Origin of the sequence: Amycolatopsis sp. 2-15, from assembly GCF_030285625.1 — a bacterium.
Classification (GTDB): Bacteria; Actinomycetota; Actinomycetes; order Mycobacteriales; family Pseudonocardiaceae; genus Amycolatopsis; species Amycolatopsis carbonis.
This window is the reverse complement of sequence record NZ_CP127294.1, coordinates 5,937,520-5,960,937: the sequence shown is the minus strand read 5'-3', so window position 1 is coordinate 5,960,937 and position 23,418 is coordinate 5,937,520. Positions and strand designations below refer to the sequence as shown.

Sequence of the window (23,418 nt, the reverse complement as noted above, 5' to 3'; positions counted from 1 at the left end):
CGATCACCGGCTCCACGAACGCCACTGGGGGCGACACGTCTGCGTTCGCACCGCCCGTAGTGGTCGACGTCGAGCCACAGCGTGACCGACCACTCCGCGCCGTCACGGGCCACCCGGTAGGGCAGCCCCAGTTCGGAGAAGACCTAGATGACCTTCGCGTTTTCGGCGAGCACCTCCGCGATGAACCGCTCGATCCCCGCGGCGCGCGCCGTCGCGACGAGGTGTTCCAGCAACAAGGTCGCGATCCCGTGTGCCCGGTGGGTGCCGTCGACGACCAGGGCGATCTCGGCCTCCGCCGAGCCGGCATGCCGTTCGTAGTGGGCCACCCCCGCGAGGTCTCCCTCAAGGAAACACCCCAGCCCCGCATGAGTGTCGCCGGGCTCCCCCGCGATCCGGTTCGCCAAACTGTCCATCGCGGACGGCATGGGGCCGAAGAACCGGAAATAGCGGTCGCGTTCGTCGAGGCGGGTGTGCAGCGCCAGCACGGCATCCGCATCCGCCGGACGCAGCGTCCGGACGAGACCGACCTCGCCGTCGGCCAGCAGCACCCTGACAGGTGGATCTGCGGTCATGGCTCTCCTCGTGCACAGCGGTGATGGGCGCGGCCACGACCACGCCCACCACACGCGGCCTTCAGGCCTTGTCGACGTGGATCTTGATCTGCTTCTCGTGCGGCTGCGCGGCCAGCGGCATGGTGATCTCGAGGATGCCGTCGGCGTACTTGGCGTTCATCTTCGTAGCCTCGGCCCCCGCCGGGAGCGGCACGGTCCGGCTGAACTTCCCGTAGTAGAACTCGCTGTGCCCCCCGCCCGGGATGTGCTCGGCGAACGGCCAAGGCTGGTCCAGCCAGGCGGCGATGTTCGGCAGCGCCATCCGGGAACCAGGCAGCAGTCCAGTCATGCTCAAGCCTCTCCTCGTTTTCGGTTTCACGGCCAGGAAACTCTTGTGTGCCGCGTCGGCGACGCGGCCGGACTGCCTGAAGGCGAAGGACGAAGGCCCCCGACGAGCTGACCGGCGGCGGTGGGGACCCGCGCCGGCTCAGCGCCGCCGGGGTCCAACCGGAACGGCGGGTACTCGTCGGTCAGCAGCGCGACGTACGCGGCGACGCGCAGCGCCCACCGATCCGTCCCGAGCACGACGTCGAACACCCGCCAGCTCCAGCGCAGAACGCCCACCGTGAACTCGAACAGCGACCGCGAATACCGGGCCGTCACCAGGACCGCGGCAAAGGCCCAGATCCTCATGACGAGGTAGGCCTGCCACAGGAACGCCGGCACGATGCCGTGCGGGATGAGCAGCACCCACTTCACGAGCCACAGCCGGCGGGACAGCGGCAGTTCCAGCTCCGCCTCGACCCGGACCGGATACGGGGCGGTCATCGCTCGCGCTGCTCACCCGCGGGCACCGCGGCCAGTTCACCGGCGATGGTCCGGGCCCAGGCGCGGATCACCGGCCAATCGCGGTTGTCCCCGTCCTCCACCCGCAGGGCGGTGACCACCGCCCGCTCGGGGAAGCGCAGCCGCGCCCGTTCGATTCGGCCCCCGAAGAGCCGGTGCTCGCGGGCCGCGGTGGCGACCAGGACGTCGGAAACGTCAACGGGGTCCTCACCGGGCCGCGTCTGCTGTCCCACCGGCCCGCTCGAGAAGAGCCACACGGGGAGGCATCTCAACTCGTCCTGGTGCTCGTGTGCGAGCCGCCGGGCGCTGTCGAGCCAGTGCCCGAGGTAGACGGCGCTGCCCAGCAGCGCCGCGTCATACCCCGCGAATGACGTGACGTGCTCGGCGTCGCGCACTTCGGCCTGCGCCGCGACACCGGTTTGCTCGAGCGTCATCGTGGCCGTGGCGGCAATCTGCTCGGCGATCTCCCTGGTGGCCCCGTGCCGGGTCGCCACCGCGACGAGAATCCTCATGGCGGAACGCCTTTCGGTCGAGAACACCCACGGTGCCCGCTCGTGCGCCCGGCACGGGAGAGCAGGAAGTCCCCTCGCGTGGTGACGAAATCGGCTCCGGCCACACCTTCCGCTCCTAGCGGACGCGGGAAACACCGCTCCAGTCTGGAACTCCAAGCCAGTCCGCAGGAGGCACCATGACCCAGGACCAGCCGCAAGTACCCGAACTGCTCGGTGACGGCTTCGCGCCGCACCCGCAGTTCACGCTCGTGCGCCACACCGTCGTCGACGCACCGATCAAGGAAACCTATGCCGCGGCTCGCAACCTCGACCTGACTGATATCCACAGTGGCCTTTTCACGACGGCCGAACGGCTACGCGAGCTGCCCGCGCGCTGGCGCGGCCGCCGGCACGGTCCGCCACGACAGCCGACCCGCCTGACCGTCGACGATCTCGACAGCGGATCGGATTGGGCCCTGCTCGGTGAGCACCCCGGCACCGAGTTCGCCGTCGGCGTGGCAGGCAAATTCTGGCGTCCCCTCATCGCCTGGCGGCGCGTCGAGCCGGAGGAGTTCGCGGACTTCGCCGAACCGGGGTACGGGAAGCTCGTGATCACCTTCGGGGTCCGCCCGTATGGTGCCCACCGCAGTCTGCTGACGATCGACACGCGCGTACAGCTGACCGACCCGCAGAGCTGGCTGAAGTTCCGCCGGTACTGGCGGGTGGCCCGCCCGTTCACTCAGGCCGCCCACACGACGCTCCTGCGCACGATCTCCCAAGGTGCGCGCGAACGCAGCCTCGCCGCTTACAGCCGCACAGACTGAACTCACCACTCGAGCTTGTTCCCGCCCCGCCATCGGGAACCAGCTCGAGCTCGCCCGTCATGCTCCGGGCTCGGGTGCCGACTCCGGCACCACGTCCTTCTCGTTCTCGTCGCTTGCGCGCCGCTCGGCGGCCTGCAGGTAGCGGCGGATTGCTGTGCTGCGCCGGCCGCGCTCGGCGACGTCGCGGCGCGCGTCTCCCTCGATCCGCGCCTTTCCTTCTCGTCCACGGGGCACCTCCTGGCCTTGGCTGATCGGGTGATGACACCCGCGACGTTCCCACTCGGCCGCATCGCCGGCATCCGGATCGGTGCCCATTGGTCCGTGCTGATCATCGCGGGGCTGCTGGCGTATCTGCTTGCGACGAACGTGTTCCCAGCCGGTGCGCCGGGCACGCGGCCACCGCTGTGCTGGTCGGCCGCGGCCGTGTGCGCGGTCGTGTTCCTCGCGTCCCTGCTCGTGCACGAGCTCTGTCACGCCTTCACCGCGAGGCGGTGCGGCCTGAAAGCCGAGCGCATCACGCTCTGGCTGCTGGGCGGCGCAGCCGAGCTTCCCGAGGAACCGCGGACGCCCCGGGCCGCGCTGCTCGTGGCCGCGGCCGGCCCCGCCGCGAGCGTGGCCCTCGCCGGTTTTCCTGGGTATGGCCGTACTCGCGGCGGGGGCGTTGCCGCCGGTGGTCGTCGTGGCGCTCACCTGGCTCGGCTGGACGAACGCGGTGCTAGCGGTTTCAATTTGCTACCGGGTACGCCGCTTGACGGCGGCCGTGTCACCGAAGCCGTCGCTTGGAAGGTCACCGGCGATCATGACCGGGCACGACGAATCGCCGGCCGGGGCGGGCAGCTCCTGGCGGCCGTTCTCGTCGGAGGCGGGATGTGGGTGTTCCTGGTGACGGGTTCGTTCGAAGGCCTGTGGCTTGTGGTCATCGGCTGGTTCTTGATGTTCGCGGCGCGCAACGAACTCGTCGCGGCACCGTCACGGGAAGCGCTCTCCCGGATCCGGCTGGCCGACATCATGACAACTTCCCCCGTGACCGCTCCCGGCTGGTACACGGTGCAGGGTTTCCTCGATCTCGCGGCGGAGCTACCCTTCCGCACCTTTCCCGTGGTGTCCTTCGACGGACAGCCGGTCGGGGTCGTCAGCCTCGGGCAGCTCGCCCGCGTGCCGGAAACCACCCGCACGTCCACCCGGCTCGAGTCGGTGTGCACGAAGCCCACCGCATGCTTCGCCGGACCACCGGAAACGCCCCTGATGGAAGTGCTCGGCAGGACTGCGTTGCGGCCGGGACAGGACCTCGTACTCGTCGTCGACCACGGCGTACTCGCCGGGGTCGTCGCGCCGGGTGACCTCGCACGCGCGGTCGAACTCGCCGCGCTCGGAGCCCGCGTACGCCGGCCCGCCGAGTCCTGACCGCTCACGAAACGGGCAGCGTGAAGAACGCTTCCTCCTCCTGCGTGAAATGCAGGGTCAGCACCGCGTCAAGGCCGTAGAGCGTCGCGCGGAGGTCGTCGACCTGGTCGGGCTGGATCATCTCCGGCGACTCCCGCAGGTGCCGGTCGAGCCGGCGGGCGAGGCGGGCTATCTCGGTGTGAGTGCGGCTCATCGTCACCGTGCCCTCCACGCCACCGAGCGGTCCCGCCAACGCCGGGTACAGCTCGTGCTCAATCGGCCATCTTGACCTGGTGCGCACCCCCACCTCAGGGCACTCGCTATGACTCCACAACTGGGCGTCGCGGTGGGGTTCGGCGCGTCCGGAGTCGCCGCCGCGCTCCGACGGGCTCGCGACACTCCTTGAATCGCGCGCGGCGCGCACGACCGGGCGGCAGACGCGCCGCGGGGTGGCTGGATACGGCGTCGGTCTGACGGTCGACTTCCTCGGCTGGGTCATGACAGTGGTCGCCCTGCGGTTCTTGCCGGTTTTCGCCGGGCAAGCCGTGCTCGGCACCCAGATCGCGATCGCGGCCATGCTGGTCCGCCACGCCTTCCAGACCTCCGTGTCGGCGTGCGACCTCGTCGGATCGGCTGCGTAGTCGGTGGCCTCGGCTTGGTCGCCGCGGGTGCGACAACCCGGACGGGCCCGGTCGCGCCCGACCCGGTGGTGCTCGGTGTGCTTGCCGCGCTCGCCGCGGGCCTCGCGGCCGCCGCGCTGACGGCAACGACGTCCGAAGGCGCGGTTCCGTGCGCCGTCGTAGCGGGGCTGGTCTACGGCAGCTCGCGGGTGGCGGTCCGCGCTCTCCTTCAGATCCGAGCCATCACTCTGCTGGTGCTCTGGCGACAGCCATTGGCGTACCTCGTGATGGTGTTCACCGCGCTCCGCATCGCCATGTACGCGACGTCGCTGCGCCGCACCACCCCATCGGTGCCCAGTGCGGTCACCACCGTGACCGGTGTCGTCTTCCCTGGTGCTGGCGTTGTTGCTACTCGGCGACCGCATCCGCCCCGGGTGGTGGTGGCTGTCCGGGGCTGGGCCTCGCCCTGGCCGTCACCGGGGTGACCGCAGTGGTGCACGACCAAAACACCACCGGAACCTGGACCGAGAGCCGGACCGTCCGCTGAGCGGGCTCAGGCTCGGCCGGGCCGCGTACGCCGGGCTGCGGCCAGGCTCGCGCCCCACGCTCGAGCTCGGGCCCGTTCTCCCTCGACAAGCCGGGTTTTGCTCCCTGCCGTCTCGACGAAGAAGCTCGCCGGCGGAACCACCGGCGCGTGGCCGAGCCGGCGCAAGACCTTCGCCACCGCTCGCGCCGCCGACCCGGTGAGCCACCGCGGTTTGGCGAGCCGAGTCTCGAAGACGGCCGTGTCCAATCCGGGGGGGAGTATCTGGAACGTGGCCAGCCACTCGCGCATCCCCGGTTCGTGCGTCCGGGTCCCCTCCGGCGTCTGCTCGGCCGCAGCCTTGCGCGTGGCCGGCCGGCTCAAGCCGTGAACGTGCGTCGGCGCACCCACGACAAGCAGGTCGTGGCCCGCCAGGTCGTGGGGTGCCGTGTCCACCGGCACGACATCGGCTGCACCGAGCCCCTCGGCCACAGCACGGGCAAGCTCCTCGGTGGTACCGAACATCGATTCGTACACGATCACCTCGCGCATCCCGACCTCCCGTCAGCGCTCGAGCCGCACCGGCTCGTGGGTCACGCCCTCGATGTCGCCGGCGGCCACCTCCAGAAGCCGGTGTGCCAGCTCGCTCAAGGCCCGCGCCGCCGCGAGTTCGTCGCCGATCTCAGGCACGTCGCGATCCGACGGGTTGAGGCGCGCGGTGCCCTCGGCGTCGAGTGTCTTGGCGGCACCAGTGGTCAACCGAGCCCGAGCGTGCGTGGATCCCTCCTCCTCGCTGAGGAACAGGTCGACGTGCCACTGCTTGCTGTGCATCACTGTCTCCTCTTCTTGCCGTGATCGGCGCTGTCGAGCCATCGCGAGTGCGTGATCATGCTCGTCGCGAACGCGTCCGGCCATGTCGGCCGTCCGGTTCTCCAGCGCGGCCGGCGGCACTGGGCTCGCCCGCCGTGCCGTCCGCGCGCAGCGCGCAAACCCTGTCCATCTCCGCCAAGTCGTTCGCATCCCCAAGCTACGAGTAGTCTCGACCGAATCCGGAGAGTCGCACGGCCTTCGTCGTGACGACCATGGTCACTGCTGCGCGGCTGCAGAGGACTTTCGTCTCTGGTCGCCGACTGCCAAGTGCGGTTCACCCTCCACGAGCCGCGAGCCGACTGCGGTAGCGCCCTGTGCGAGCATCGATCCGCACCGAAGCAAAGCGGCTCAGGAATGAGCCTTCTTCGCCAACTCCGCGTACCACTCCTGCTGCCACTTCCCGGCGCGATAACGGTTCAGCGCGAACACGGAGATCCCGTAGGCCACCGCCAGCGCCAAGCATGTGACGAAGTAGAGCCCGACTGCGGCGGCTGCCGAGTTGACCACCGCGCCCGCAGAAGACGTCGGCGGAGCGACGACGGTCCCGGAGCTGTTCACCCAGATCGGTACCACGTCGCCGCGGTGTGTGCCTGCGTTCGCGTTCACCTGTCCGAGGTGGCGCACTCCATCGCGACCAAACCACATCGCGTCGGTCGGCATCGGACTGCCGACTTCCCCGCTGCGGCCCCCGACAGAGACCGGCGGCCCATCTGCGAGGAGCGTCGCGGTCGCCGAACGGTTTTCGGCGAGCTCCCGGGCGGACTGCGCCTTCTGCGCGGCGTAGACCGCCGAGCCGGCCGCTGCGGAGAACGGGATCGCGGCCAGCGCCACCAGGATCGTCACAAGCACCAGGGCGGCTTGCACCCGGTCGGAGGTCCGCGCCACCGAGCCGTGCCCGGGGACGAGCAGGTGCCACCACCGCAACAAGCGGTTCGCCGACGAGTTCATGTCCCTCACCCCTCCTTGCTGCGCAATGGATTTCCCCCCAGCATGGGCCGCACACCGGCCAGGTCGAAGAGGCCGTGTACCCGCGGCGGCGGGCCGCCGGTCCCCGCCACCCCACCGCATTGCCCCTCAGATGAGGGCCAAAGACCCTTGGCCTCTCGTCGACGCGACCGGCAGGGTCGGATCAGGAAGAAACGGAGCCCGCCATGCAGACGCGCGACATCATGACCACCCCGGTGATCGCGGTGACCCCGTCCGCCTCACTCGCGGAGGCCGCAGGTGTGATGACCGAACACGGCTTCACCACGCTCCCGGTCGTCGACCAGGCCGGCAAACTGATCGGGCTCGTCAGCGAGGTCGATCTCGTGCAGGCCGGCTTTCCCAGCGACTCCACGGCCACCGGTGATCCCGACACGGGCGCGATGCTGGGCCGCCACCGGACGGTCGCGACTGTCATGCGCACCCCCGGCTTGGCTGTGCCAGGAGGTCTCGATCCGGCCGAACTCGCCCATCGCATGACCGATGCGGGCGTGCGCGCACTACCCGTGGTGGACAACGGAATCCTGGTCGGCATGGTGACGTTCCGAGACGTGCTCCGTGCTGTGCCCGCCACCGGAAACTCCTGACGACGGTCCGCCCATCGGCGCGTCCGGCGTCGCGCTCACCGTCGTCACGTCGGTTGCCGGCCTGCGCGCCGTCATCCGGGTTGGGAGGCCGTGGCCGATGCGCAACAGGGTGTGCGGCTGCCCGATCCCGCGGAAGAGCTCCAGCAGTGGCCCGCGGGTTGCCTTCGTTTCGAAGGGCTGGGACACGAAGGATGTGGCCAGGCCATCGGCTGTCGCGGTCAGCAGGACTCGCTGCAGGACGAGACCGGCACGCACGTCCGCGGCCGTGCCGTGATCAGGCGTCAAGACGACGGCCACCAAAGCGTCTTGCTCGAACGACCGCGACGGGATGGTGGGATTCTGGTGCGAGGCCCGCAGGGGCAACGCACCCGGCAAGTCCGGCTGTGGTCCGAACGCGACCGTCGGCACGCCGTCGGAGCTCTCCGGCTCCCGGCCGGTCCACCGGGCCGACTCGGCCTGGAACGCCGCGTCGGTGGCCTGTTCGGCTTCCGCGCGCCGGACGAGCGCGGCCACCTTCGCGTAGCGGCTCGAGGTGTCGAGAAACTCCAGCAGGCCACCCTCGGCCAGCGCCGCCGACCTGAGCCGGACGCGTGCCACAGTCGAGACTGGCTGCGTGGAAAACGGGCGGCGGTTGGTGTGCCGGCGGAAGATGGCCTCAGCCAGGCGCCGGTCCGCCGGAGCCGGATGCACGTTCCCGTCGAACCGGACCACTGCGAGGAGATCATATTCGGCCGGGTCCGGCAGGATCCGCAGCGCAGCGCCGTACCCGTTGCTCCGCAACATGAGGACGAGGTTGTACACAGCCGCGCCGCACGACAGCCGTGCCTCACGCCGGGCCGGATCCGCGACCGTCAGCACCCGGCTCCGGTCGAGCCACACCTCGATCCGCGGCCCATCCACGACGAACCGCCACGGCTGGGTGTTGTGCGGCGACGGGGCGCGCACTGCCGCCGCCAGCGCTTGTTCGGCTGCGGAGGGGAAGGCGGTGCTCTTCAGGTGCTCCGGTTCGGGTCGTCGGGTTCGGTCCGCGGACCGGGAAAGTCGTCCGGCAGCAGGTCGGCGAGGGGACGTCGAGGCGACGGAGGCACCGGCACGGCCGGGTGGCCGAACCGGAAGATCGCCTGCGGCACACCGGGCAGGTCGAGCCGTTCGGCGAGCAGCTCGCGGAAGCCGCGCAGGTGCAACGCCTGGGTGAGTACCGAGCCCGCCAGACCGCGTGCGGTGGCTTCCAGCCAGGCCCGTTCTACAGCAGCGCCTGCGGCCAGGTGCTGATGCCTGGTGTCCCCGTCGGTGCAGAACACCAGAAGCCGCTCCGCCTCGAGGTGTTCGGTCAGCCGCGCGTCGTCGGGCACCGGCGTGTCCCACCGCACGAGGCCCGCGGCCGGCAGGGGTTCATCGCTCAGCGCCGCTTCAGGCACACCGTCTTCGGCGCCCAGTGCGTGGAGGCCGAACGTGCGCGCGGTCCACGAGTGCAGCTCGCGTTGGTACGCCGGGTCGGCGCGGAAGACGCGCGTGGCAAAGCCCAGCATCTCGCCCAGCGCGTCGAGGTGCCCGGGCTCGATCACCTGGACGTCCGCCTCGGTACCAGCCGCCGTCACAGCCGTGGAGTCCACTTCGGACACTGCCTCGGTCCTGAATCTCCGGCGGTGGCTCCTGCGGCGCCCGATGGCGTGGTAGCGCGCCAGGTCCGAGGCGTCCGGGCTCGCCCCGGGGACGGCGTGAACGGTGGCCACGACCGTGCCTTCGGACGGAAACGACGTCGTGTCGCACCGCCGGAGCACCCGCGCCGCCAGCTGAAGGTGCGCGAGCGCCGCGCCGCAGGACAAGAACCGGTCGCGATCCTCCGGGTCGTGTGCGGGCAGCCTGAGAGCTGTGCGCTCGACCAGGTCGACGTCGGATTTGCGGACGCGCAGCCGCCACGGCTGGGTGTTGTGGACGGACGGGGCCTGGCTCACCGCGCGGGCGAGCACCGTGATCTCAGAAGGGGCCAGGGCCACCGTCGACGGCGAGGTCGTCATCTTCACTCCTGCTCCCGGAGACGGGTACTCCGGCGCATCCCATGCTCACCGCGGCCGACTCCCCCCGCAGGGGCCCAAAGTCCCGGCCCGGGCGGCGGACGGCCCTAGCCGCCGGTTGCGCCGTTCACCGACGCTCGACCCGTACCCGAGGAAAGGCGAACCCGATGAGTTCCGCGACCCCGGCCACCGGCCGCTTCATGGACGACCGGGACACTGCGGAGCCGGTCGACGAGCATCCCGACGGCGATGTCGCTGACCTCGGTGTCGAGGCCCACGACCTCGACCGGCTTGGTCATCACCGACTCCACGAGCAGACCCGGCCCGACCGGCTCGCCCGTCAACACCCCGCTGAGGGCGTCCGACTCCGTGAAAAGACCGAGGACTCGATTATTGTCATCGACCACGGGCAGCGCGGCGATGCCGTGCCCGGTCAGCAACGCGATCGCTTCCCGCACCGAAGTAGCGGGCCCGACCCGCACCACCGGGCGGCTCATGATGTCCCGTGCGCGCACGAGGTCCCTCCTCCGACTCAGTGGACGACCGCGACTGGACAAGCCGCTTGCGCGACCAGCCGGTTTCCGGTCGAGCCGAAGAGCCCGCCGGATACGGGGCCCCGGCCACGGGTGCCGATGACGATCAGCTGTGCATCGTCGAACCCCATGAGGGCCCGCGAAGCGGAGCGGTCGCGGATCAGCCGGCTCCGCACCTGCACCTCGGGGTACTTTCTCGCCAAGGTGCCGACCAGCCGGCGAAGCTCCTCTTCTTCGCTCTGCGACTCCGCTTCGACGATCTCCTCTTCGTCCATGAGTCCCTCGTGCCACGCGTGCGCGGCGATCACCGGCACACCCCGGCTCAGAGCGGCCTCGAAGGCGAACTGGAGCGCGCAGTCGTCCTCGTTGACGCCGGCGACCACCGGGCCGTCCGGATTCACCCGCCCGCGCACCACTACCACCGGACAGTGAGCACCCGCGGCCACCCGGAGCGCGACCGAACCGATGGCGACCCCGCGCAATCCACCAATGCCGTGCGAGCCGACGACGACGAGCGAGGCTTCCGCAGAGTGCTCGATCAGCAAGTCGGCGGCGAGGCCGAGGCGCAACAAGTACTCCGTCCTGACGCCCGGCGCCGTCTCTTCCGCGACCTGCGCGGCCCGCCGCATCCAGCGGTGGGCCCGCTCGAGTAGCAGGGGGACTTCCGGCGACCGTTGCCGTGCGGTGAGGTCCGCCGTCTCGAACAGCCCGGCGTGAAACAGCTGCAGCGCGCAACCGCGACGCGCGGCTTCCTCCGCCGCCCACCGGACGGCGGCCAGCGCCACCTCCGATTCGTCGACTCCCGCCACCACAGGTGGGCGGGCTACCCTTCCGATCACGTCCTGCCTCCGTTCCCCGCCTGCGGTTCCGGCGGTGATCCCACGGTCTCCTGGTGGCGACCAGACCAGTCAGGGGCCGAAGTCCCTTCCCCATGGGACGAAAGCGCGGAATCCTTCAGCAACGTGGCCGAGTAGTCGGGTACCTCACGCTGCAGGCGCCGGTCGGTGCGGGGTGTAACCACTGTCGCGTGTCCTGGGCGGCAGCGTCAGGCCTCCCGCAGGACAGCGGGGGTAGGGGCACGCGCAAGCAGGTCGCGATCATGTTGATCCGCCCGCGCCGCTGCTGGGCGCTGTCGACGACGTACCACGGCGCCTCGGGGATACCGGTGTGCACGGCCATGCCGTTCTTCACCGGCGAGAGCAGGCGTCCGACTTCGAAACCTAGAACCGGTACTTCCGCAGCAGGTTGTCTGCGCCGACCAACAATCGCCAGGGCGAGTTCGGTGTGCCCGCGGGGGCGCAGCCGATCGTCGTAGCCGCTGGCGGCCAGGGCCTGACGGCGCACGGAGTCGGCGGAAGACGTCCCGGGACACGCGACGTCCCACCCCGTCCGGACAACCTGGCGATTCCTCGGCGACGGCAACCCGAGGCGGCGGGGCCGAAGCCACCCCTGCGGGGAGCAACCCGAGCTTGCGACCTGCGGTAGCGCCCGTTTTCCCTGGTCAAGCCACGCGTCGCACTTCCCTGACACGGAAGAGGTCACTGGTTCAATCCCAGTATCGCGCACCAGCTGAAACCGCAGGTCAGAAGCCCTGTCCCTCCCCGGAGGGGGGCTTCAGTCGTCAGATCGCGATGATCCGGCGATGGCCCCGGACCCGGGCCCGATCGCCCGTCGAGACCGTAAGTGCGGGAACCACGACACCAGCTTCGCTCGCTCCCCCGCGTACAGCGAAGCCAGCGACCGCAGCCACCGCTCGTCCAGCGCGTCCAGGATCTGGTTCACCATCGCCGGGGTCACATGGTCATAGACCCGCGCGACGCCCTCATCTTCTGCCCCAGACGCGCACGCCGCGCCACCTCAGGGATCTTGTCCTCGGTCAGCCACGTGCTGTGCGTGTGCCGGCCCTCGTGGACGGTGAAGGTAGACAGGAGCGGTGGCCGCCGCTCCCCCGCACCTGAGTCGTCGAGATCGACGCCGTCCCAGGCCGGGCGCCAGAACCGGATCCGGAAGTTCGACCGGCGCCACGAACGCCCTTCCGGCGTACTGAGCACGAGGGGATCGCGGTGGCTGTCCATCAGCTCCTCGTAGAGCACCGCGATCCCGCACGGCAGCGCTTCGAACCGAGTCCCCCAGGAGTCTTGGTTCGCCCTTCTTCGGACGGGCGTTGCCACGCCTCGTCGGCGGCCGCGAGCGCCCATCCGAGCGTGATCAGCACTCTTCCGGCCTCCCTTGTAGGCCTTCCCCCCGACTTCCTTCAGCGGTGTCCGGATTTCGATCCCGCGGCGCTCCGAGTCGTACTCGTGCCGCTGCTAATCGCTGCGCACGTATGAACAATTCGCGCGATCGTCGCTCCCGATCTTGGTGTCGCCCGTGGCCAATGTGACCCCGCCTACCCGGTGCATGACTCGACCTCGTAGACCGCGAAATTCGTGACCTTCCACGAACCGTCCACGGCCTTCGTCACCAAGTCCTCGATCCGCCGGCGCCCGCCGGGACCGTCGTCGGCGCGTTGGCCGTTGTCCGACCGGTACTTCAGCCAATTCGTTGAGTTCCCGCAGTCCGAGCCGGTGACCGACGTCGGCGTGTCTTGCGGAGTCGCCGACACCGCTTCGGGTCCTGGTGGATGGCGCTCGGCTGGGCGCACGTCGCCGCGGCGTTGCTGACGGCGTTGATCCTGGCGCCGGTGCTGATCGCCGTGCCTCGCCCGCATCAACGTGGTGCGGATGGCAAAGCGCTGCTGTCCTTCGGGCCGCGCCTTCTTGCCGGCGCGCTGGGCACCGTGCTGATCAGCAGCAGCCCATCAAAGGTTCGACAGCTCGGGTCGAAGACTCAGCTCTCCGCATGAGCCTGCCGTCGGAACCGGCTGCAAGGCCTGTGGGTGCGAGACGTCCGGAGTCAGCTGACGGGGTTGCGGCGTTCGAGGAAGACGGTGTCGTGCCATTGGCCGTCGCGTTGGGCGATGCGTTCGCGCACACCGACAGTGCGGTAGCCGGCGGAGTGGTGGAGGGCAAGGCCGGCGCGGTTGTCGGTGAAGACCGACGTTTGCAGCGTCCAGATGCCGGCGTCGTCCGCGGCCATGACTTGCTTACGCAGCAAGGCTTTTCCAATGCCGCGGCCGCGGTGGCTCGCGGCGACATAGACGGAGGTTTCGGCCACCCCGGCGTAGCAGTCCCGCGAGGATACGGGGCTGGCGGCGGTCCAGCCGACGACCTGGCCGTCGGCTTCGGCGATCCAGCGGTGGTCGGGCAGCCATTTCGCGTCGAGGCTGGCGCGGGTGGGGACGGTGGTTTCGAAGGTAGCGATGCCGGTAGTGATTCCTTCGCCGTAGATGCGACGAACGGCGGCCCAGTCACCGGGTTCCAAGGCGCGGACGGTGACATCGGCGGGCACGTCGTCCGGGCAGCACGGGCGGGGGCCAAGCAGGCCCATGACGGCGTCGGCGGCGTGCGGGAGGCCGGAGCAGCAGGCTTCGTTGACGGTGACGACGGTGGCGGTGCCGACCTTCTCCAGGTGCACGAACCCGACGTCGGCGAGTTTGCGCACGTGGTGGGATGTGGTGGATTGGCTGGTGCCGAGGATCTCGGTCAGCGCACCGATCGTGAGGCCGCGCGGCGTGGTCGCGACGGCGTGCAGGAGCCGGACGCGCACGGGCTCGGCCAGGCAGGCGAACCACTCGGCATAAGTGGCAGCGTCCGTGGTGGGCAGGACCTGGGCCTGAGGCAGCGCGATCGGCATGCCGCCAGTATATCGATCCGAATCGATGGTTGCATCCATCGATTTCGGTCGATACTCTCCAAACCTAGTTAATCGAGCAGGATCGATGGAGGGTGTTGGGGATGGGCGAGTACCCGGTCTTGGTCGTCGGTGGGGGCCCGGTGGGGCTGGCGGCGGCAGCCCAGCTGCTGGAGCGGGGGCTGGAGCCGCTGGTCCTGGAGCGCGGAGAGCGCGCCGGCGCGGCGGTTGCGGAGTGGAACCACGTCCGGTTGTTCTCGTCGTGGTCGGAGCTGGTGGACTCGGCAGCTGGGCGGTTGTTGGAGCCGAGGGGCTGGGTTCGCCCAGACGGGAGCGGGTATCCGACCGGCCGGGAGTGGGCCGAGTCGTACCTGCAGCCACTGGCGGACGTCCTCGGTGACCGGGTCCAGTTCCGCTCGGAGGTCGTCGGCGTCGCGCGGCGTGGGCGGGACCGGGTGGTGGACAGCGGCCGGGCCGAGGAGCCGTTCTCGGTACACGTGCGCGCCGCGGACGGGGGTGAGTGGCGGGTGCTGGCGCGGGCCGTGATCGACGCGTCCGGCACGTGGGGTGGCGTGAACCCGCTCGGCGGTGAGGGGCTGCCTGCGACCGGGGAGCACGCGGCAGCAGACCGGATTGCCTACCGTGTGCCCGATCTGGCCGACCCGGCGATGCGGGTGCGGTACGCGGGCGCGCACATCGTGGTGGCCGGCAGCGGGCATTCGGCGCTCACCGCGCTGGTGGCGCTGGCCGCGCTCGCCGAGGAGAACGCGGGCACGCGGGTCAGCTGGGTTTTGCGCCGCGGCGGGATCGGGAACACCTTCGGCGGCGGCGAGGCCGACCAGCTCCCGGCGCGCGGTGCGTTGGGGTTGCGCGCGAGGGCCGCGGTGGAGGCCGGGCTGATCACCGTGGTGACCGGGTTCCGCACCGAGGCGGTCGAGCGCGACTCCGCCGGAAGGTTGACGCTGGTGTCCTCGGCCGGGCAACGGCTGGAGGAGGTAGACGAGGTGGTGACCTTGACCGGGTTCCGTCCGCAGCTGGAGTGGCTCTCAGAGATCCGGCTGGAGCTGGACCCGACGTTGCAGGCGCCGGTGCGGCTGGCGGCGCTGGTCGATCCGAACGTGCACTCGTGCGGCACGGTCTACCCGCACGGGGCGAAGGAGCTACGGCACCCCGAGCAGGACTTCTACCTGGCCGGGATGAAGAGCTACGGGCGGGCGCCGACGTTCCTCGCGCAGACCGGCTACGAGCAGGTCCGCAGCATCGCCGCCGAGCTGGCCGGCGACCACGCGGCGGCCGAGCGGGTGGAGCTGATCCTGGCCGAGACCGGGGTCTGCGGTGGTGCCGGGCTGTTCGACGAGGCCGGGCCCGGGACTGCGGGGGGTGGGTGTTGCGCGCCGGCCGAGCCGGAGGTCCTCACGCTGTCAGCGCCTCCTCACGCCGAGAACTGATCAGCGTGGCGGACACGACGTCGGCGCAGCCTGCGACGCTTCCGGCGTCCGGGCTGCGCCGGGTCCTGGCAGTCCTGTGCGTCACGGAGATCACCAGCTGGGGCATCCTGTACTACGCGTTCCCGGTGCTGGCACCGGACATCAGCCGGGACACGGGGTGGCCCGCCCCGGCGGTGATCGCCGCGCTCTCGGGGGCGCAGCTGGTGTCGGCCCTAGCCGGGATCGCGGTCGGGCGGTGGCTGGATCGGCGGGGTCCGCGGACGGTGATGACCGCGGGATCGCTGCTGGCGGTGCCGGCGGTGGTGCTGATCGCGACCGCGCAGAACCTGGGGTGGTTCATCGCCGCGTGGGCGCTGGCGGGCCTGGCGATGAGCGCGGTGCTCTACCCGCCCGCATTCGCCGCCTTGACTCGTTGGTACGGGCCGCGGCGGGTGTCGGCGTTGACTGTTCTGACTCTCGCCGCGGGGCTGGCCAGCACCGTGTTCGCCCCGCTGACGGCGCTGCTGGCGGCGCACCTGGGCTGGCGCCACACGTACCTCGTGCTATTGGTGATCCTGGCGGTGATCACGGTTCCCGGGCACCTCTGGGGGTTGCGCGGGCCCTGGCCGCAGGTGGAGCACTACGCCGACGCACACGAGCACATGGATCCGTCGACAGTCGCGCGCAGCGGGGCGTTCCGCACGCTGGTGGTGGCGCTGAGCCTGGCGACGTTCTCCGTGTTCGCGGTTGTGGTCAACCTGGTGCCGCTGCTGACCGAACGCGGTGTCGGCGCGGGCACGGCCGCGGTCGCGCTCGGCCTCGGCGGCGCCGGGCAGGTCCTGGGCCGGCTCGGCTACGCCACCCTGACCCGGCGCACCAGCGTGCGGACCCGCACGGCATTGATCCTGCTCGCCACCTCGCTCACCACCGCCCTGCTGAGCGTGCTCACCTCGACCGCGGCCCTGATCGCGGCGGCGGTCATCGCCGGGATGGCGCGCGGGGTGTTCACCCTGTTGCAGGCCACCGCGATCACCGACCGCTGGGGCGCCGCGCACTACGGCCGGCTCAACGGGCTGCTCTCGGCACCGATGACCATCACCATGGCGCTTGCTCCGTTCGCCGGCGCCGGCCTCGCCTCCCTCTTCGGCGGCTACACCCCCGCGTTCCTCGTCCTCGCCGCGGTCAACGTCGCCGCAGCCGTGCTGGCCTTCGCGGCCAACCCCATCCGGAGAGCCTCGTGACCGACGCGCACGCGATCGTCATCGGCGGCGGCCAAGCCGGCCTCGCCGCCGCCCACGCCCTGCTCACCCACGGCCTGCGCCCCGTGTTGCTGGACGCCGGGGCCGAACCGGTCGGGTCGTGGCCGCGCTGATACGACATCCTCACCCTGCTTGCCCCGGCCCGCCACAGCAGCCTGCCCGGTCTCCCCTTCCCCGGCGACCCCGACCACTACCCGCACTGCGACGAGGTCGTGGACTACTTGCGCCGCTACGCCGCGCGCCTCGACGCCGACATCCGGACCCGCCACCGGGTCACCACCGTTGCCCGCGATGGCGACGGCTTCACGGTGCGGGCCGGCAACGGCGCCACGTTTGCCGCACCGGCGGTGATCGCCGCCACCGGCGGGTTCAGCCGGCCGCACCGGCCCGCTCTGCCCGGGCTCGGCCGCTTCACCGGCACCGTCCTGCACTCGGCCGAGTACCGCACTCCGGAACCGTTCGCGGGACAGCGCGTGATCGTGGTCGGCGCCGGCAACTCCGCGGTGCAGATCGCGGCCGAGCTCGCCGCCCACGCCACCGTCACCGTCGCCACGCGCGCGCTCGTCCGCTTCGCGCCGCAACGCCCCCTCGGGCGCGACGTGCATTTCTGGTCGGCCGCACATTTCTGGTCGGCCGCAGTCGGGTCCGATCACCTGCCGATCGGGCACCTGCTGCGGACGAAACCGGCATCCCCCGTTGTCGACGCCGGGGTGTGCCGGGCTGCGATCGTCGCGGGCCGTCCTGATCAACGGCGTATGTTCACCCACGTCGAGGGCAACACCGGGCACTGGACGGACGGGCGTACCGACGAGGCCGACACCATCATCTTCGCGACCGGATTCCGCCCGAACGTGTCCTATCTGGACGGTACTGGCGCGCTCAAAGACGGGCAGCCCAGGCAGTCGCGGGGCCTGTCCACGACCGTGCCGGGCCTGGGCTACGCCGGGCTGGAATGGCAACGCCGCTTCGCCTCCGCCACCCTGCGCGGCGTCGAGGGAGACGCCGCCTACGTCGTCACCAGGCTGGCCACCACGATGTCACCCGTGCGTCGGCGGTGCTGCCAGCCGATCGGCTAACACGTTCAGCGCCTCACTCCGGGGCCGGTAATGGATCGACGTGCCGCGGCGCTCGGCGTCGTCGACCAGGCCGGCTTCGCGCAGCAGTTTCAGGTGGTGCGAGATCGTCGGCCCGGAGACTTGGAATGCTGCGGCCAGATCGCTCACGCGCGCGCCGTCGTCGCTGGTGCAGATCAGCGAGAGCAGCCGCAGCCGGACCGGGTCGCCCAAAGCCTTGAACCCCGTCGCCAGATCCGCGGCATCCTCAGCCGACAACGGCGCCTCCGCCAACGGCGCGCAGCAGGCGCCGGGCGGAGGCGTCGAGTCGGGCACGAGGTGATCTTCGCAAACGCAGGTCAGTCGCCGTGCTGCTGGGTCCACGCATGCGTTGCGACCTGCACCGCGTCGTAGGGGCTCCCCAGGGGCGGGGTGTAGGAGAGGTCGAGATCTTCGACGTATCGGTGGCAACCCGAAATTCTCCGTCCACTGTGGATAGCGCGGTGGCGGTGGTGGAGCGGCGCACTGGGATCGCGTAGCGCTTTTCGTAGGCCGCCAAGTAGTCCACGACGTGCGCGGCATCCGGGTACTCGGGCCCGGGCTGGGACGGCATGGGCCAGCCCGGCAGGGAACTGAACCGGGCCGGAGCGGACAGCCGCAGCGCCTCCCACGCATGCGACCACGCGCCACCCGGAGTGGGCCGGGCGTGGAGGACGAGGAAACTCAGCTCGGCGGAGGTGGTAACCGGCGGCGAGCCCAGTTTGCCCGCCGCCGATCACCACGACATCTGCGCTGCTCAGTTCGGCGCGTCGACGGCCTTGTCGGCCCAGCGCTTGCGCAGCCACAGGCTCACGTAGACCAGCCCAACGAGGACAGGCACCTCGATCAGCGGCCCGACCACCCCGGCCAGCGCCTGCCCGGACGTCACGCCGAACACTCCGATCGCCACGGCGATGGCGAGTTCGAAGTTGTTGCCCGCCGCGGTGAACGCCAGCGTCGTCGTGCGCGAGTAGGACAGCCCGGAGGCCTTGCCCAGCAGATAGCCGCCGCTCCACATGATCGCGAAGTAGACCAGCAACGGCAGCGCGATCCGCGCGACGTCCAGCGGCCGAGAGGTGATGTTGTCACCCTGCAACGCGAACAGCATGACGATGGTGAACAGCAGCCCGTACAGCGCGACCGGCCCGACCTTGGGCAGGTACTTGCTCTCGTACCAGGCGCGACCCTTGGTGCGTTCCCCGATCCGGCGCGAGAGGTAGCCCGCCACGAGCGGGATGCCGAGGAAGATCACCACCGACAGCGCGATCTCCCACGGGGAGAAGCTGATGCTCTGGCTTTGCAGGCCCAGCCAGCCGGGCAGCACGTCGAGATAGAACCAGCCCAGCACCCCGAACATGATCACCTGGAACACCGAGTTCAACGCGACCAGTACCGCGGCGGCTTCGCGGTCGCCGCAGGCGAGGTCGTTCCAGATGATCACCATGGCGATACAGCGGGCGAGCCCGACGATGATCAGCCCGGTGCGGTACTCGGGCAGGTCCGGCAGCAGCAGCCACGCCAGTGCGAACATCAGCGCCGGCCCGAGAATCCAGTTCATCAGCAGCGAGAGCACCATCGTGCGCTTGTCGCGGGTGACGGTGTCGAGCTTGTCGTAGCGGACCTTGGCCAGAACCGGGTACATCATCAGCAGCAGTCCGAGCGCGATCGGCAGCGACACCTGCCCGATCTTCACCGCGTCCAACACGCCCTGCAGCCCGGGCACCACGCTGCCCAGGAGCAGCCCGAGCGCCATCGCGGCGATGATCCACACCGGCAGGAACCGGTCCAGGAAGGACAGTTTGCGCAGAACGTCGGCGTCGGCCGGAGTCGCGGTCTTGTCGGCGGTCTGGGTCACGAGCCGGTCCTCCTGGCAGCGTTCGGGGGCGTCGGGGCAGCGCGGGGGTCACGCATCGAGCAGCTCGGCGAGCAGGCCACGGATCCGCCGGTCGATCTCGTCCCGGATCGGGCGCACCGCGTCCACGCCTTGGCCGGCCGGGTCGTCCAGGGGCCAGTCCTCGTAGCGCTTGCCCGGGAACACCGGGCACGTGTCTCCGCAGCCCATGGTGATCACCACGTCCGACGACTCGACGTCGTCGGTGGACAGCTTGGTCGGCACCTCGGTGGCGATGTCCAACCCCCACTCCGCCAGGGCTTGCGCGGCCGCCGGGTTGACTTTGTCCGCCGGCTCCGAGCCCGCCGAGCGGACCGCGACCCGGCCCAGGGCGTGGTGCTGCAACAACGCCGCCGCCATCTGTGAACGACCGGCGTTGTGCACACACACGAACAACACTTCGGGCACTCGGGTCACCGTGGATTTCCTTTCAGGATCAGGGAATGTCATGAAGACAGCTCGCCGAGCAGTCCGCGCACGCGGGCCTCGAGCTCGTCGCCCGCGATCCTGCAACCGCTCCCGCGCGAACGTCCCGCGCAACCGGTCGGCCAGCTCGTCCACGATGCGCTCGAGCTGGGCGTCCGCCTCGTGCACGGGCAGGCCCCGCGAAGGCTGCACCATGACGCTCTCCTTGGATTGACTTATCTCGATCCAAGTGAACGCGATTGGATCGAACTTTGTCAATCCACGAGGTATGGTCAGAGGGGAGACACACACGACACGACGGGAGGGCGCATGACGGTCGAGCACCAGCACAGGACCCCGGTCCGGGTCACCCTCCTGCTCGCCGAACCCGCCGCCGTCGTCACCGACACCGACGCCACCGACGCGGCCAAGCTCTTCAAAGCCCTCGCCGACCCCCTGCGCATCCGACTCGTGTCCCTCATCCGCCACTCACCCGGCGGCGAAGCCTGTTTCTGCGACCTCGCCGAAGAGTTCGACATGCCCCAGCCGACGCTGAGCCACCACCTGCGCGTCCTCGTCTCCGCCGGCATCCTCACCCGCGAACGCCGAGGCACCTGGAGCTGGTACAGCCTCGTCCCTGAGCCACTGGAAAGCCTGCAGAAGCTGCTGCAAGCCGGCGGGCCACTCGTCGACCGCCTCGCCCCCGTCGACAACGCCGGGCGCGAAAACCGCTGCTGACACCGCAGCCGTTAGAGGCGTGCCAGCGGCCGGCCCGTTGCACCGCCTGCCCGGCAGCAACGTCGAGCGGGCTCGCGCCAGCCGGCGCTTGGCGAACTCTCGTACGGGCTTCCGCTCGCTGCAGCGTCGGCACCACGCGTATTTCTGTGCCACGGCTTCGGCGTTGGCGGTCACTCGTCGAGATCGTTCTCATCAGCGTTGGCGATCGGATTGTCGTGCAAACAGGCGAACAGGTAACAGGGCTTTGAGGGCACAGACATGTGCTCTTTATGTGCCGACGATGTGCCACTCTTGTCAAGCTTGGGAGGAGCACTAAGCCTTGAAGGGCGACATCGAGACCTACCCCGAGGGCGGCCAGTGGAAGAACAAGGTCGAGGGCAGCAGTCGCCCACACCCACGACCCGAAGGACGCCGCCGCCTCCCAGGGCCGCGCCGGGAAAACCTCGGGCGTCAACCTGCGCCGCGACAGTGACGTGGTGGCGCTCACCGCTCCGGCGAATTCGACGTGCTCACTACGCCCCAGCTGCAGGTCGCGATCCGCGAAGCGCTCCGCGATGCCCCGACAGTGCTGGTACTCGATCTGACCGAGGTCGCGTTCTTCTCCTCAGCCGCGATCCGCGCAGTCATCGAGGCCCGCGACGCCACCGGCGACCACATCGAGCTGCGGCTTGCGGGCGGGCACTACCTCGCCCGCACCCTAGCTGATGTCCCCAGCCGGCGAATCCGACCCGGCCGCGAACCATGAGCTGCGGGCCTGCCGGCCCGCCACCGTCGATACGTCACCGTTTTACGGCACGAGATGGCCGGCTGGGTCAGAGCCCACCAGCTGACCGGTGATCTCGCCGCCGACGTCGAGCCGGCGACCTACGAGTCGTGCGAACTACCGTACGGCCGTTGCGAAGCGCCTTTGTAGCCCTCCGCGGCCTCACCGGGATCCGGGCCGATTTCCTCGCCCCGACGGGTGGTGCTGTCGCCGGCGCCGAACGGCGAGCCAGGCTCCATGTCCGTGTCCGAGAGGGTACCGCCGGGTGAGTAGTCGCGGTGGGGGTCGGGCTCGTGGTCCGGCTTTTCGCGGGCTTTCCTGGCGCCCTCGGCGGCGGCCGCGCCCTCGGTGCCGATGTCCTCAGACCAACCGTGCTGGTCTTCCTGGCCGGCCATGACGCGCTCCTTTCGGCCGGAATGGGTGCGGCCCGAGCGGGCCGTATTCCCGACGCGTACCCGGCTCGGAGGCAACCAAACGCCCGGCAATTTCAGGGCGATGCAGACGACCCTCGATCACTCCTCCCGCCCGCGCCAAGAGTGCTGTCGCTGACAGGCGACAGAGCCGGCCGCTAGCGGCTGCCGGGGCCCTTGGCTCCACCACCTTTCTCCTCGCCCTTGTCCTTGCCTTTCTCCTGATGGTCCTTCGCGTCCTCGGCGTGCGGTCGATCGTGAGCGTGCGGTGTGCCCGCTCCGGCTCGCGGCGCGGGCGCCAGCCCGGCCGGCACGGGCCCAGCGGCGTGCTGCGGTGTACCCGCCGTGGCGGTCGGCACGGTTGGCGCGGCAGGCGCAGACGACGACGGTGTCGGAGGCGACGCAGCCACAGGCACGCGTTCCGGCGTGGGGCCTGTGGCGTCCGGCCCCGTGAACACCGCTGCGAGCACCGCCGCGACGATCGCGGCCGCAACACCGCCCCCCGACATGGCCAGTGCTCGTCGACGCCACGGAGAGGGCGTTGCCGGGATCCCGCCGGCGGCCACGGTGGCCGTCGGGTGGCGCAGCATCTGCAAGGCTTCTTCTGCGGTGGGCCGACGCCCGGGTTCGCGGGCAGTCATCCGCTCCAGGACGGGCGCGAGCGGGGCGGGCAGCCCGGGAGGAACGCGCGGAGGCCGGTGCAGCCGCGCCATCGCCGACTCAGCGATCGTGCCGGGGTACTCGAGCGCTGCGGTCAGGCACTCCAGCAGGATCAGGCCCAGTGCGTAGATGTCGGCGGCGGGCCCGGCCGATTCACCGAGAATCTGCTCCGGCGCGAGGTACGCAGCCGTGCCCGTCACCATGCCGGTGCCGGTGATGCGGGTCGCGTCGAGCTCGTGCGCGATGCCGAAATCGCCGATCAGCGGACCGTCGCGCCCGAGCAGGATGTTCGCGGGCTTGAGATCTCGGTGCACGACGCCTTGAGCGTGGACGTACGCCAGCGCCTCGACGAGGTGGACGGCCAGGCGGGTCACCTGCTCGGCGGGCAGCGCCCCGGCGAGCAGGCGTTCGGCAAGATTCTCACCGTCGACCAGCTGCATCACCAGGAACGGCCGGCCATCGTCGGTACCGCTGTCCAGCAACGCCACCACGTGCGGATGGTCAATACTCGCCTGGACAGTCTTCTCGCGCAGCCGCCGCATCTGCTCGACCGCGACGACGTTTCGCTCGTACACCTTGACCGCGACGTCTCGACCAAGCCGACGGTCGAAAGCCCGGTAAACACGCGCCGTCCCGCCACGGCCGATCAACCGCTCCACGTCGTACCGACCGCCGATCGAGACCGATGCATCGTCGCGAGGCCCAGCGGGAAACATGTCAGCGCTTCCCAGTGACAACCTCGGAGAGGTGGCGTCGACGCCGCCCGCTCGCTCGTCCGCCATCGGCAGGTACCCCCGTCTCTTGGTCGCCAATAG

Annotated in this window: 31 protein-coding genes and 1 pseudogene; 12 read left to right on the top strand and 20 right to left on the bottom strand. The window is 70.3% G+C overall.

Annotated elements, in window-relative coordinates; genetic code table 11:
* Positions 1-143: 143 nt before the first annotated feature.
* The 4 genes from QRX50_RS29490 to QRX50_RS29475 form a co-directional block, all read right to left on the bottom strand.
* Positions 144-548, bottom strand: coding sequence for a GNAT family N-acetyltransferase (locus QRX50_RS29490; RefSeq protein ID WP_285966389.1), 405 nt, complete (start codon positions 546-548; stop codon positions 144-146).
* Positions 549-633: 85 nt separating this feature from the next.
* Complete coding sequence (locus QRX50_RS29485; RefSeq protein WP_285966388.1) at positions 634-900, bottom strand: Hsp20/alpha crystallin family protein; 267 nt, start codon at positions 898-900, stop codon at positions 634-636.
* 26 nt (positions 901-926) lie between these two features.
* Positions 927-1,379 carry a hypothetical protein gene (locus tag QRX50_RS29480; RefSeq protein ID WP_353074006.1) on the bottom strand — a complete coding sequence of 151 codons (453 nt, stop codon included), beginning with the start codon at positions 1,377-1,379 and terminating at the stop codon, positions 927-929.
* Positions 1,376-1,909: a flavodoxin domain-containing protein gene (locus tag QRX50_RS29475; RefSeq protein ID WP_285966387.1), complete on the bottom strand. Its 534-nt coding sequence runs from the start codon at positions 1,907-1,909 to the stop codon at positions 1,376-1,378. The genes QRX50_RS29480 and QRX50_RS29475 overlap by 4 nt, the downstream gene beginning before the upstream one ends.
* A gap of 176 nt (positions 1,910-2,085) precedes the next feature.
* On the opposite strand from QRX50_RS29475, the gene QRX50_RS29470 reads away from it, so the two are divergent.
* Complete coding sequence (locus QRX50_RS29470; protein ID WP_285966386.1) at positions 2,086-2,712, top strand: hypothetical protein; 627 nt, start codon at positions 2,086-2,088, stop codon at positions 2,710-2,712.
* A 57-nt stretch (positions 2,713-2,769) separates the two neighbouring features.
* On the opposite strand, the gene QRX50_RS29465 is transcribed toward QRX50_RS29470, so the two are convergent.
* Positions 2,770-2,946, bottom strand: a complete 177-nt coding sequence (locus QRX50_RS29465) for a hypothetical protein (RefSeq protein ID WP_285966385.1) — start codon at positions 2,944-2,946, stop codon at positions 2,770-2,772.
* Positions 2,947-2,970: 24 nt separating this feature from the next.
* Here QRX50_RS29465 and QRX50_RS29460 point away from each other — a divergent pair, with 24 nt between their 5' ends.
* The gene (locus QRX50_RS29460) at positions 2,971-4,116 is read left to right on the top strand and encodes a site-2 protease family protein (RefSeq protein WP_285966384.1); all 1,146 of its coding nucleotides are present in this window, start codon (positions 2,971-2,973) and stop codon (positions 4,114-4,116) included.
* A 4-nt stretch (positions 4,117-4,120) separates the two neighbouring features.
* On the opposite strand, the pseudogene QRX50_RS29455 reads toward QRX50_RS29460, so the two are convergent.
* Positions 4,121-4,369: pseudogene (locus tag QRX50_RS29455) on the bottom strand (hemerythrin domain-containing protein); the annotation flags it as partial.
* A 175-nt stretch (positions 4,370-4,544) separates the two neighbouring features.
* On the opposite strand from QRX50_RS29455, the gene QRX50_RS29450 reads away from it, so the two are divergent.
* Positions 4,545-4,736 carry a hypothetical protein gene (locus tag QRX50_RS29450; RefSeq protein ID WP_285966383.1) on the top strand — a complete coding sequence of 64 codons (192 nt, stop codon included), beginning with the start codon at positions 4,545-4,547 and terminating at the stop codon, positions 4,734-4,736.
* Between the two features lie 77 nt (positions 4,737-4,813).
* The gene (locus tag QRX50_RS29445; protein ID WP_285966382.1) at positions 4,814-5,200 is read left to right on the top strand and encodes a hypothetical protein; all 387 of its coding nucleotides are present in this window, start codon (positions 4,814-4,816) and stop codon (positions 5,198-5,200) included.
* 68 nt (positions 5,201-5,268) lie between these two features.
* On the opposite strand, the gene QRX50_RS29440 is transcribed toward QRX50_RS29445, so the two are convergent.
* The 3 genes from QRX50_RS29440 to QRX50_RS29430 form a co-directional block, all read right to left on the bottom strand.
* A complete protein-coding gene (locus QRX50_RS29440) occupies positions 5,269-5,790 on the bottom strand; it encodes a flavodoxin family protein (RefSeq protein WP_285966381.1) in 522 nt (173 codons plus the stop codon).
* Positions 5,791-5,802: 12 nt separating this feature from the next.
* On the bottom strand, positions 5,803-6,069 hold the full coding sequence (locus QRX50_RS29435; RefSeq protein ID WP_285966380.1) for a DUF1876 domain-containing protein: 267 nt from the start codon (positions 6,067-6,069) through the stop codon (positions 5,803-5,805).
* Between the two features lie 387 nt (positions 6,070-6,456).
* Positions 6,457-7,056: an Rv1733c family protein gene (locus QRX50_RS29430; RefSeq protein WP_285966379.1), complete on the bottom strand. Its 600-nt coding sequence runs from the start codon at positions 7,054-7,056 to the stop codon at positions 6,457-6,459.
* A 203-nt stretch (positions 7,057-7,259) separates the two neighbouring features.
* On the opposite strand from QRX50_RS29430, the gene QRX50_RS29425 reads away from it, so the two are divergent.
* Positions 7,260-7,679 (top strand): CBS domain-containing protein, encoded by a 420-nt coding sequence (locus QRX50_RS29425; RefSeq protein WP_285966378.1) that lies wholly within the window; start codon positions 7,260-7,262, stop codon positions 7,677-7,679.
* On the opposite strand, the gene QRX50_RS29420 is transcribed toward QRX50_RS29425, so the two are convergent.
* The 5 genes from QRX50_RS29420 to QRX50_RS29400 form a co-directional block, all read right to left on the bottom strand.
* Entirely contained in the window at positions 7,593-8,624 is a 1,032-nt protein-coding gene (locus QRX50_RS29420; RefSeq protein WP_285966377.1) for an Acg family FMN-binding oxidoreductase, read from the bottom strand. The genes QRX50_RS29425 and QRX50_RS29420 overlap by 87 nt on opposite strands.
* A 47-nt stretch (positions 8,625-8,671) precedes the next feature.
* Complete coding sequence (locus QRX50_RS29415) at positions 8,672-9,697, bottom strand: Acg family FMN-binding oxidoreductase (RefSeq protein ID WP_285966376.1); 1,026 nt, start codon at positions 9,695-9,697, stop codon at positions 8,672-8,674.
* Positions 9,698-9,801: 104 nt separating this feature from the next.
* On the bottom strand, positions 9,802-10,209 hold the full coding sequence (locus QRX50_RS29410; RefSeq protein WP_285966375.1) for a CBS domain-containing protein: 408 nt from the start codon (positions 10,207-10,209) through the stop codon (positions 9,802-9,804).
* Between the two features lie 17 nt (positions 10,210-10,226).
* On the bottom strand, positions 10,227-11,012 hold the full coding sequence (locus tag QRX50_RS29405) for a universal stress protein (RefSeq protein ID WP_285966374.1): 786 nt from the start codon (positions 11,010-11,012) through the stop codon (positions 10,227-10,229).
* A 1,008-nt stretch (positions 11,013-12,020) separates the two neighbouring features.
* Complete coding sequence (locus QRX50_RS29400) at positions 12,021-12,398, bottom strand: hypothetical protein (protein ID WP_285966373.1); 378 nt, start codon at positions 12,396-12,398, stop codon at positions 12,021-12,023.
* 452 nt (positions 12,399-12,850) lie between these two features.
* Here QRX50_RS29400 and QRX50_RS29395 point away from each other — a divergent pair, with 452 nt between their 5' ends.
* Positions 12,851-13,072 carry a hypothetical protein gene (locus tag QRX50_RS29395; RefSeq protein ID WP_285966372.1) on the top strand — a complete coding sequence of 74 codons (222 nt, stop codon included), beginning with the start codon at positions 12,851-12,853 and terminating at the stop codon, positions 13,070-13,072.
* Between the two features lie 50 nt (positions 13,073-13,122).
* On the opposite strand, the gene QRX50_RS29390 is transcribed toward QRX50_RS29395, so the two are convergent.
* Positions 13,123-14,001 (bottom strand): helix-turn-helix domain-containing GNAT family N-acetyltransferase, encoded by an 879-nt coding sequence (locus tag QRX50_RS29390; RefSeq protein WP_434533153.1) that lies wholly within the window; start codon positions 13,999-14,001, stop codon positions 13,123-13,125.
* 62 nt (positions 14,002-14,063) lie between these two features.
* Here QRX50_RS29390 and QRX50_RS29385 point away from each other — a divergent pair, with 62 nt between their 5' ends.
* The 4 genes from QRX50_RS29385 to QRX50_RS29375 are packed head-to-tail and all read left to right on the top strand — an operon-like array spanning position 14,064 to position 17,721.
* Positions 14,064-15,407, top strand: a complete 1,344-nt coding sequence (locus QRX50_RS29385) for an FAD-dependent oxidoreductase (RefSeq protein ID WP_285966371.1) — start codon at positions 14,064-14,066, stop codon at positions 15,405-15,407.
* 5 nt (positions 15,408-15,412) lie between these two features.
* Positions 15,413-16,627 (top strand): MFS transporter, encoded by a 1,215-nt coding sequence (locus QRX50_RS29380; protein ID WP_285966370.1) that lies wholly within the window; start codon positions 15,413-15,415, stop codon positions 16,625-16,627.
* Positions 16,624-16,758, top strand: coding sequence for an NAD(P)-binding protein (locus QRX50_RS49800; protein ID WP_353074005.1), 135 nt, complete (start codon positions 16,624-16,626; stop codon positions 16,756-16,758). The genes QRX50_RS29380 and QRX50_RS49800 overlap by 4 nt, the downstream gene beginning before the upstream one ends.
* A 6-nt stretch (positions 16,759-16,764) precedes the next feature.
* On the top strand, positions 16,765-17,721 hold the full coding sequence (locus tag QRX50_RS29375; protein ID WP_353074173.1) for a flavin-containing monooxygenase: 957 nt from the start codon (positions 16,765-16,767) through the stop codon (positions 17,719-17,721).
* Here the strand turns inward: QRX50_RS29375 and QRX50_RS29370 are convergent.
* The 3 genes from QRX50_RS29370 to QRX50_RS29360 all read right to left on the bottom strand — a co-directional run bounded on the left by QRX50_RS29370 (position 17,683) and on the right by QRX50_RS29360 (position 20,044).
* A complete protein-coding gene (locus tag QRX50_RS29370; protein ID WP_285966369.1) occupies positions 17,683-18,033 on the bottom strand; it encodes an ArsR/SmtB family transcription factor in 351 nt (116 codons plus the stop codon). The genes QRX50_RS29375 and QRX50_RS29370 overlap by 39 nt on opposite strands.
* Before the next feature lie 460 nt (positions 18,034-18,493).
* Complete coding sequence (arsB, locus tag QRX50_RS29365) at positions 18,494-19,591, bottom strand: ACR3 family arsenite efflux transporter (protein WP_285966368.1); 1,098 nt, start codon at positions 19,589-19,591, stop codon at positions 18,494-18,496.
* Between the two features lie 48 nt (positions 19,592-19,639).
* The gene (locus QRX50_RS29360; protein ID WP_285974598.1) at positions 19,640-20,044 is read right to left on the bottom strand and encodes an arsenate reductase ArsC; all 405 of its coding nucleotides are present in this window, start codon (positions 20,042-20,044) and stop codon (positions 19,640-19,642) included.
* Between the two features lie 318 nt (positions 20,045-20,362).
* On the opposite strand from QRX50_RS29360, the gene QRX50_RS29355 reads away from it, so the two are divergent.
* Entirely contained in the window at positions 20,363-20,770 is a 408-nt protein-coding gene (locus tag QRX50_RS29355) for an ArsR/SmtB family transcription factor (RefSeq protein WP_285966367.1), read from the top strand.
* Between the two features lie 505 nt (positions 20,771-21,275).
* The gene (locus QRX50_RS29350; RefSeq protein ID WP_285966366.1) at positions 21,276-21,515 is read left to right on the top strand and encodes an STAS domain-containing protein; all 240 of its coding nucleotides are present in this window, start codon (positions 21,276-21,278) and stop codon (positions 21,513-21,515) included.
* A gap of 119 nt (positions 21,516-21,634) precedes the next feature.
* On the opposite strand, the gene QRX50_RS29345 is transcribed toward QRX50_RS29350, so the two are convergent.
* Both QRX50_RS29345 and QRX50_RS29340 read right to left on the bottom strand, forming a co-directional pair.
* Positions 21,635-21,928 (bottom strand): hypothetical protein, encoded by a 294-nt coding sequence (locus tag QRX50_RS29345; RefSeq protein ID WP_285966365.1) that lies wholly within the window; start codon positions 21,926-21,928, stop codon positions 21,635-21,637.
* 173 nt (positions 21,929-22,101) lie between these two features.
* Entirely contained in the window at positions 22,102-23,385 is a 1,284-nt protein-coding gene (locus QRX50_RS29340; protein WP_285966364.1) for a serine/threonine-protein kinase, read from the bottom strand.
* Positions 23,386-23,418 lie beyond the last annotated feature (33 nt).

Excerpts from the sequence above, each read along its gene's own strand:
- QRX50_RS29430 (WP_285966379.1), bottom strand. The coding sequence starts at position 7,056 with ATGAACTCGTCGGCGAACCGCTTGTTGCGGTGGTGGCACCTGCTCGTC.
- QRX50_RS29385 (WP_285966371.1), top strand. The coding sequence starts at position 14,064 with ATGGGCGAGTACCCGGTCTTGGTCGTCGGTGGGGGCCCGGTGGGGCTG.
- QRX50_RS29435 (WP_285966380.1), bottom strand. The coding sequence starts at position 6,069 with ATGCACAGCAAGCAGTGGCACGTCGACCTGTTCCTCAGCGAGGAGGAG.
- QRX50_RS29355 (WP_285966367.1), top strand. The coding sequence starts at position 20,363 with ATGACGGTCGAGCACCAGCACAGGACCCCGGTCCGGGTCACCCTCCTG.
- QRX50_RS29425 (WP_285966378.1), top strand. The coding sequence starts at position 7,260 with ATGCAGACGCGCGACATCATGACCACCCCGGTGATCGCGGTGACCCCG.
- QRX50_RS29390 (WP_434533153.1), bottom strand. The coding sequence starts at position 14,001 with ATGGATGCAACCATCGATTCGGATCGATATACTGGCGGCATGCCGATC.
- QRX50_RS29475 (WP_285966387.1), bottom strand. The coding sequence starts at position 1,909 with ATGAGGATTCTCGTCGCGGTGGCGACCCGGCACGGGGCCACCAGGGAG.
- QRX50_RS29480 (WP_353074006.1), bottom strand. The coding sequence starts at position 1,379 with ATGACCGCCCCGTATCCGGTCCGGGTCGAGGCGGAGCTGGAACTGCCG.
- QRX50_RS29340 (WP_285966364.1), bottom strand. The coding sequence starts at position 23,385 with ATGGCGGACGAGCGAGCGGGCGGCGTCGACGCCACCTCTCCGAGGTTG.
- QRX50_RS29440 (WP_285966381.1), bottom strand. The coding sequence starts at position 5,790 with ATGCGCGAGGTGATCGTGTACGAATCGATGTTCGGTACCACCGAGGAG.
- QRX50_RS29485 (WP_285966388.1), bottom strand. The coding sequence starts at position 900 with ATGACTGGACTGCTGCCTGGTTCCCGGATGGCGCTGCCGAACATCGCC.
- QRX50_RS29395 (WP_285966372.1), top strand. The coding sequence starts at position 12,851 with ATGGCGCTCGGCTGGGCGCACGTCGCCGCGGCGTTGCTGACGGCGTTG.
- QRX50_RS29460 (WP_285966384.1), top strand. The coding sequence starts at position 2,971 with ATGACACCCGCGACGTTCCCACTCGGCCGCATCGCCGGCATCCGGATC.
- QRX50_RS29470 (WP_285966386.1), top strand. The coding sequence starts at position 2,086 with ATGACCCAGGACCAGCCGCAAGTACCCGAACTGCTCGGTGACGGCTTC.
- QRX50_RS29345 (WP_285966365.1), bottom strand. The coding sequence starts at position 21,928 with ATGGCCGGCCAGGAAGACCAGCACGGTTGGTCTGAGGACATCGGCACC.
- QRX50_RS29415 (WP_285966376.1), bottom strand. The coding sequence starts at position 9,697 with ATGACGACCTCGCCGTCGACGGTGGCCCTGGCCCCTTCTGAGATCACG.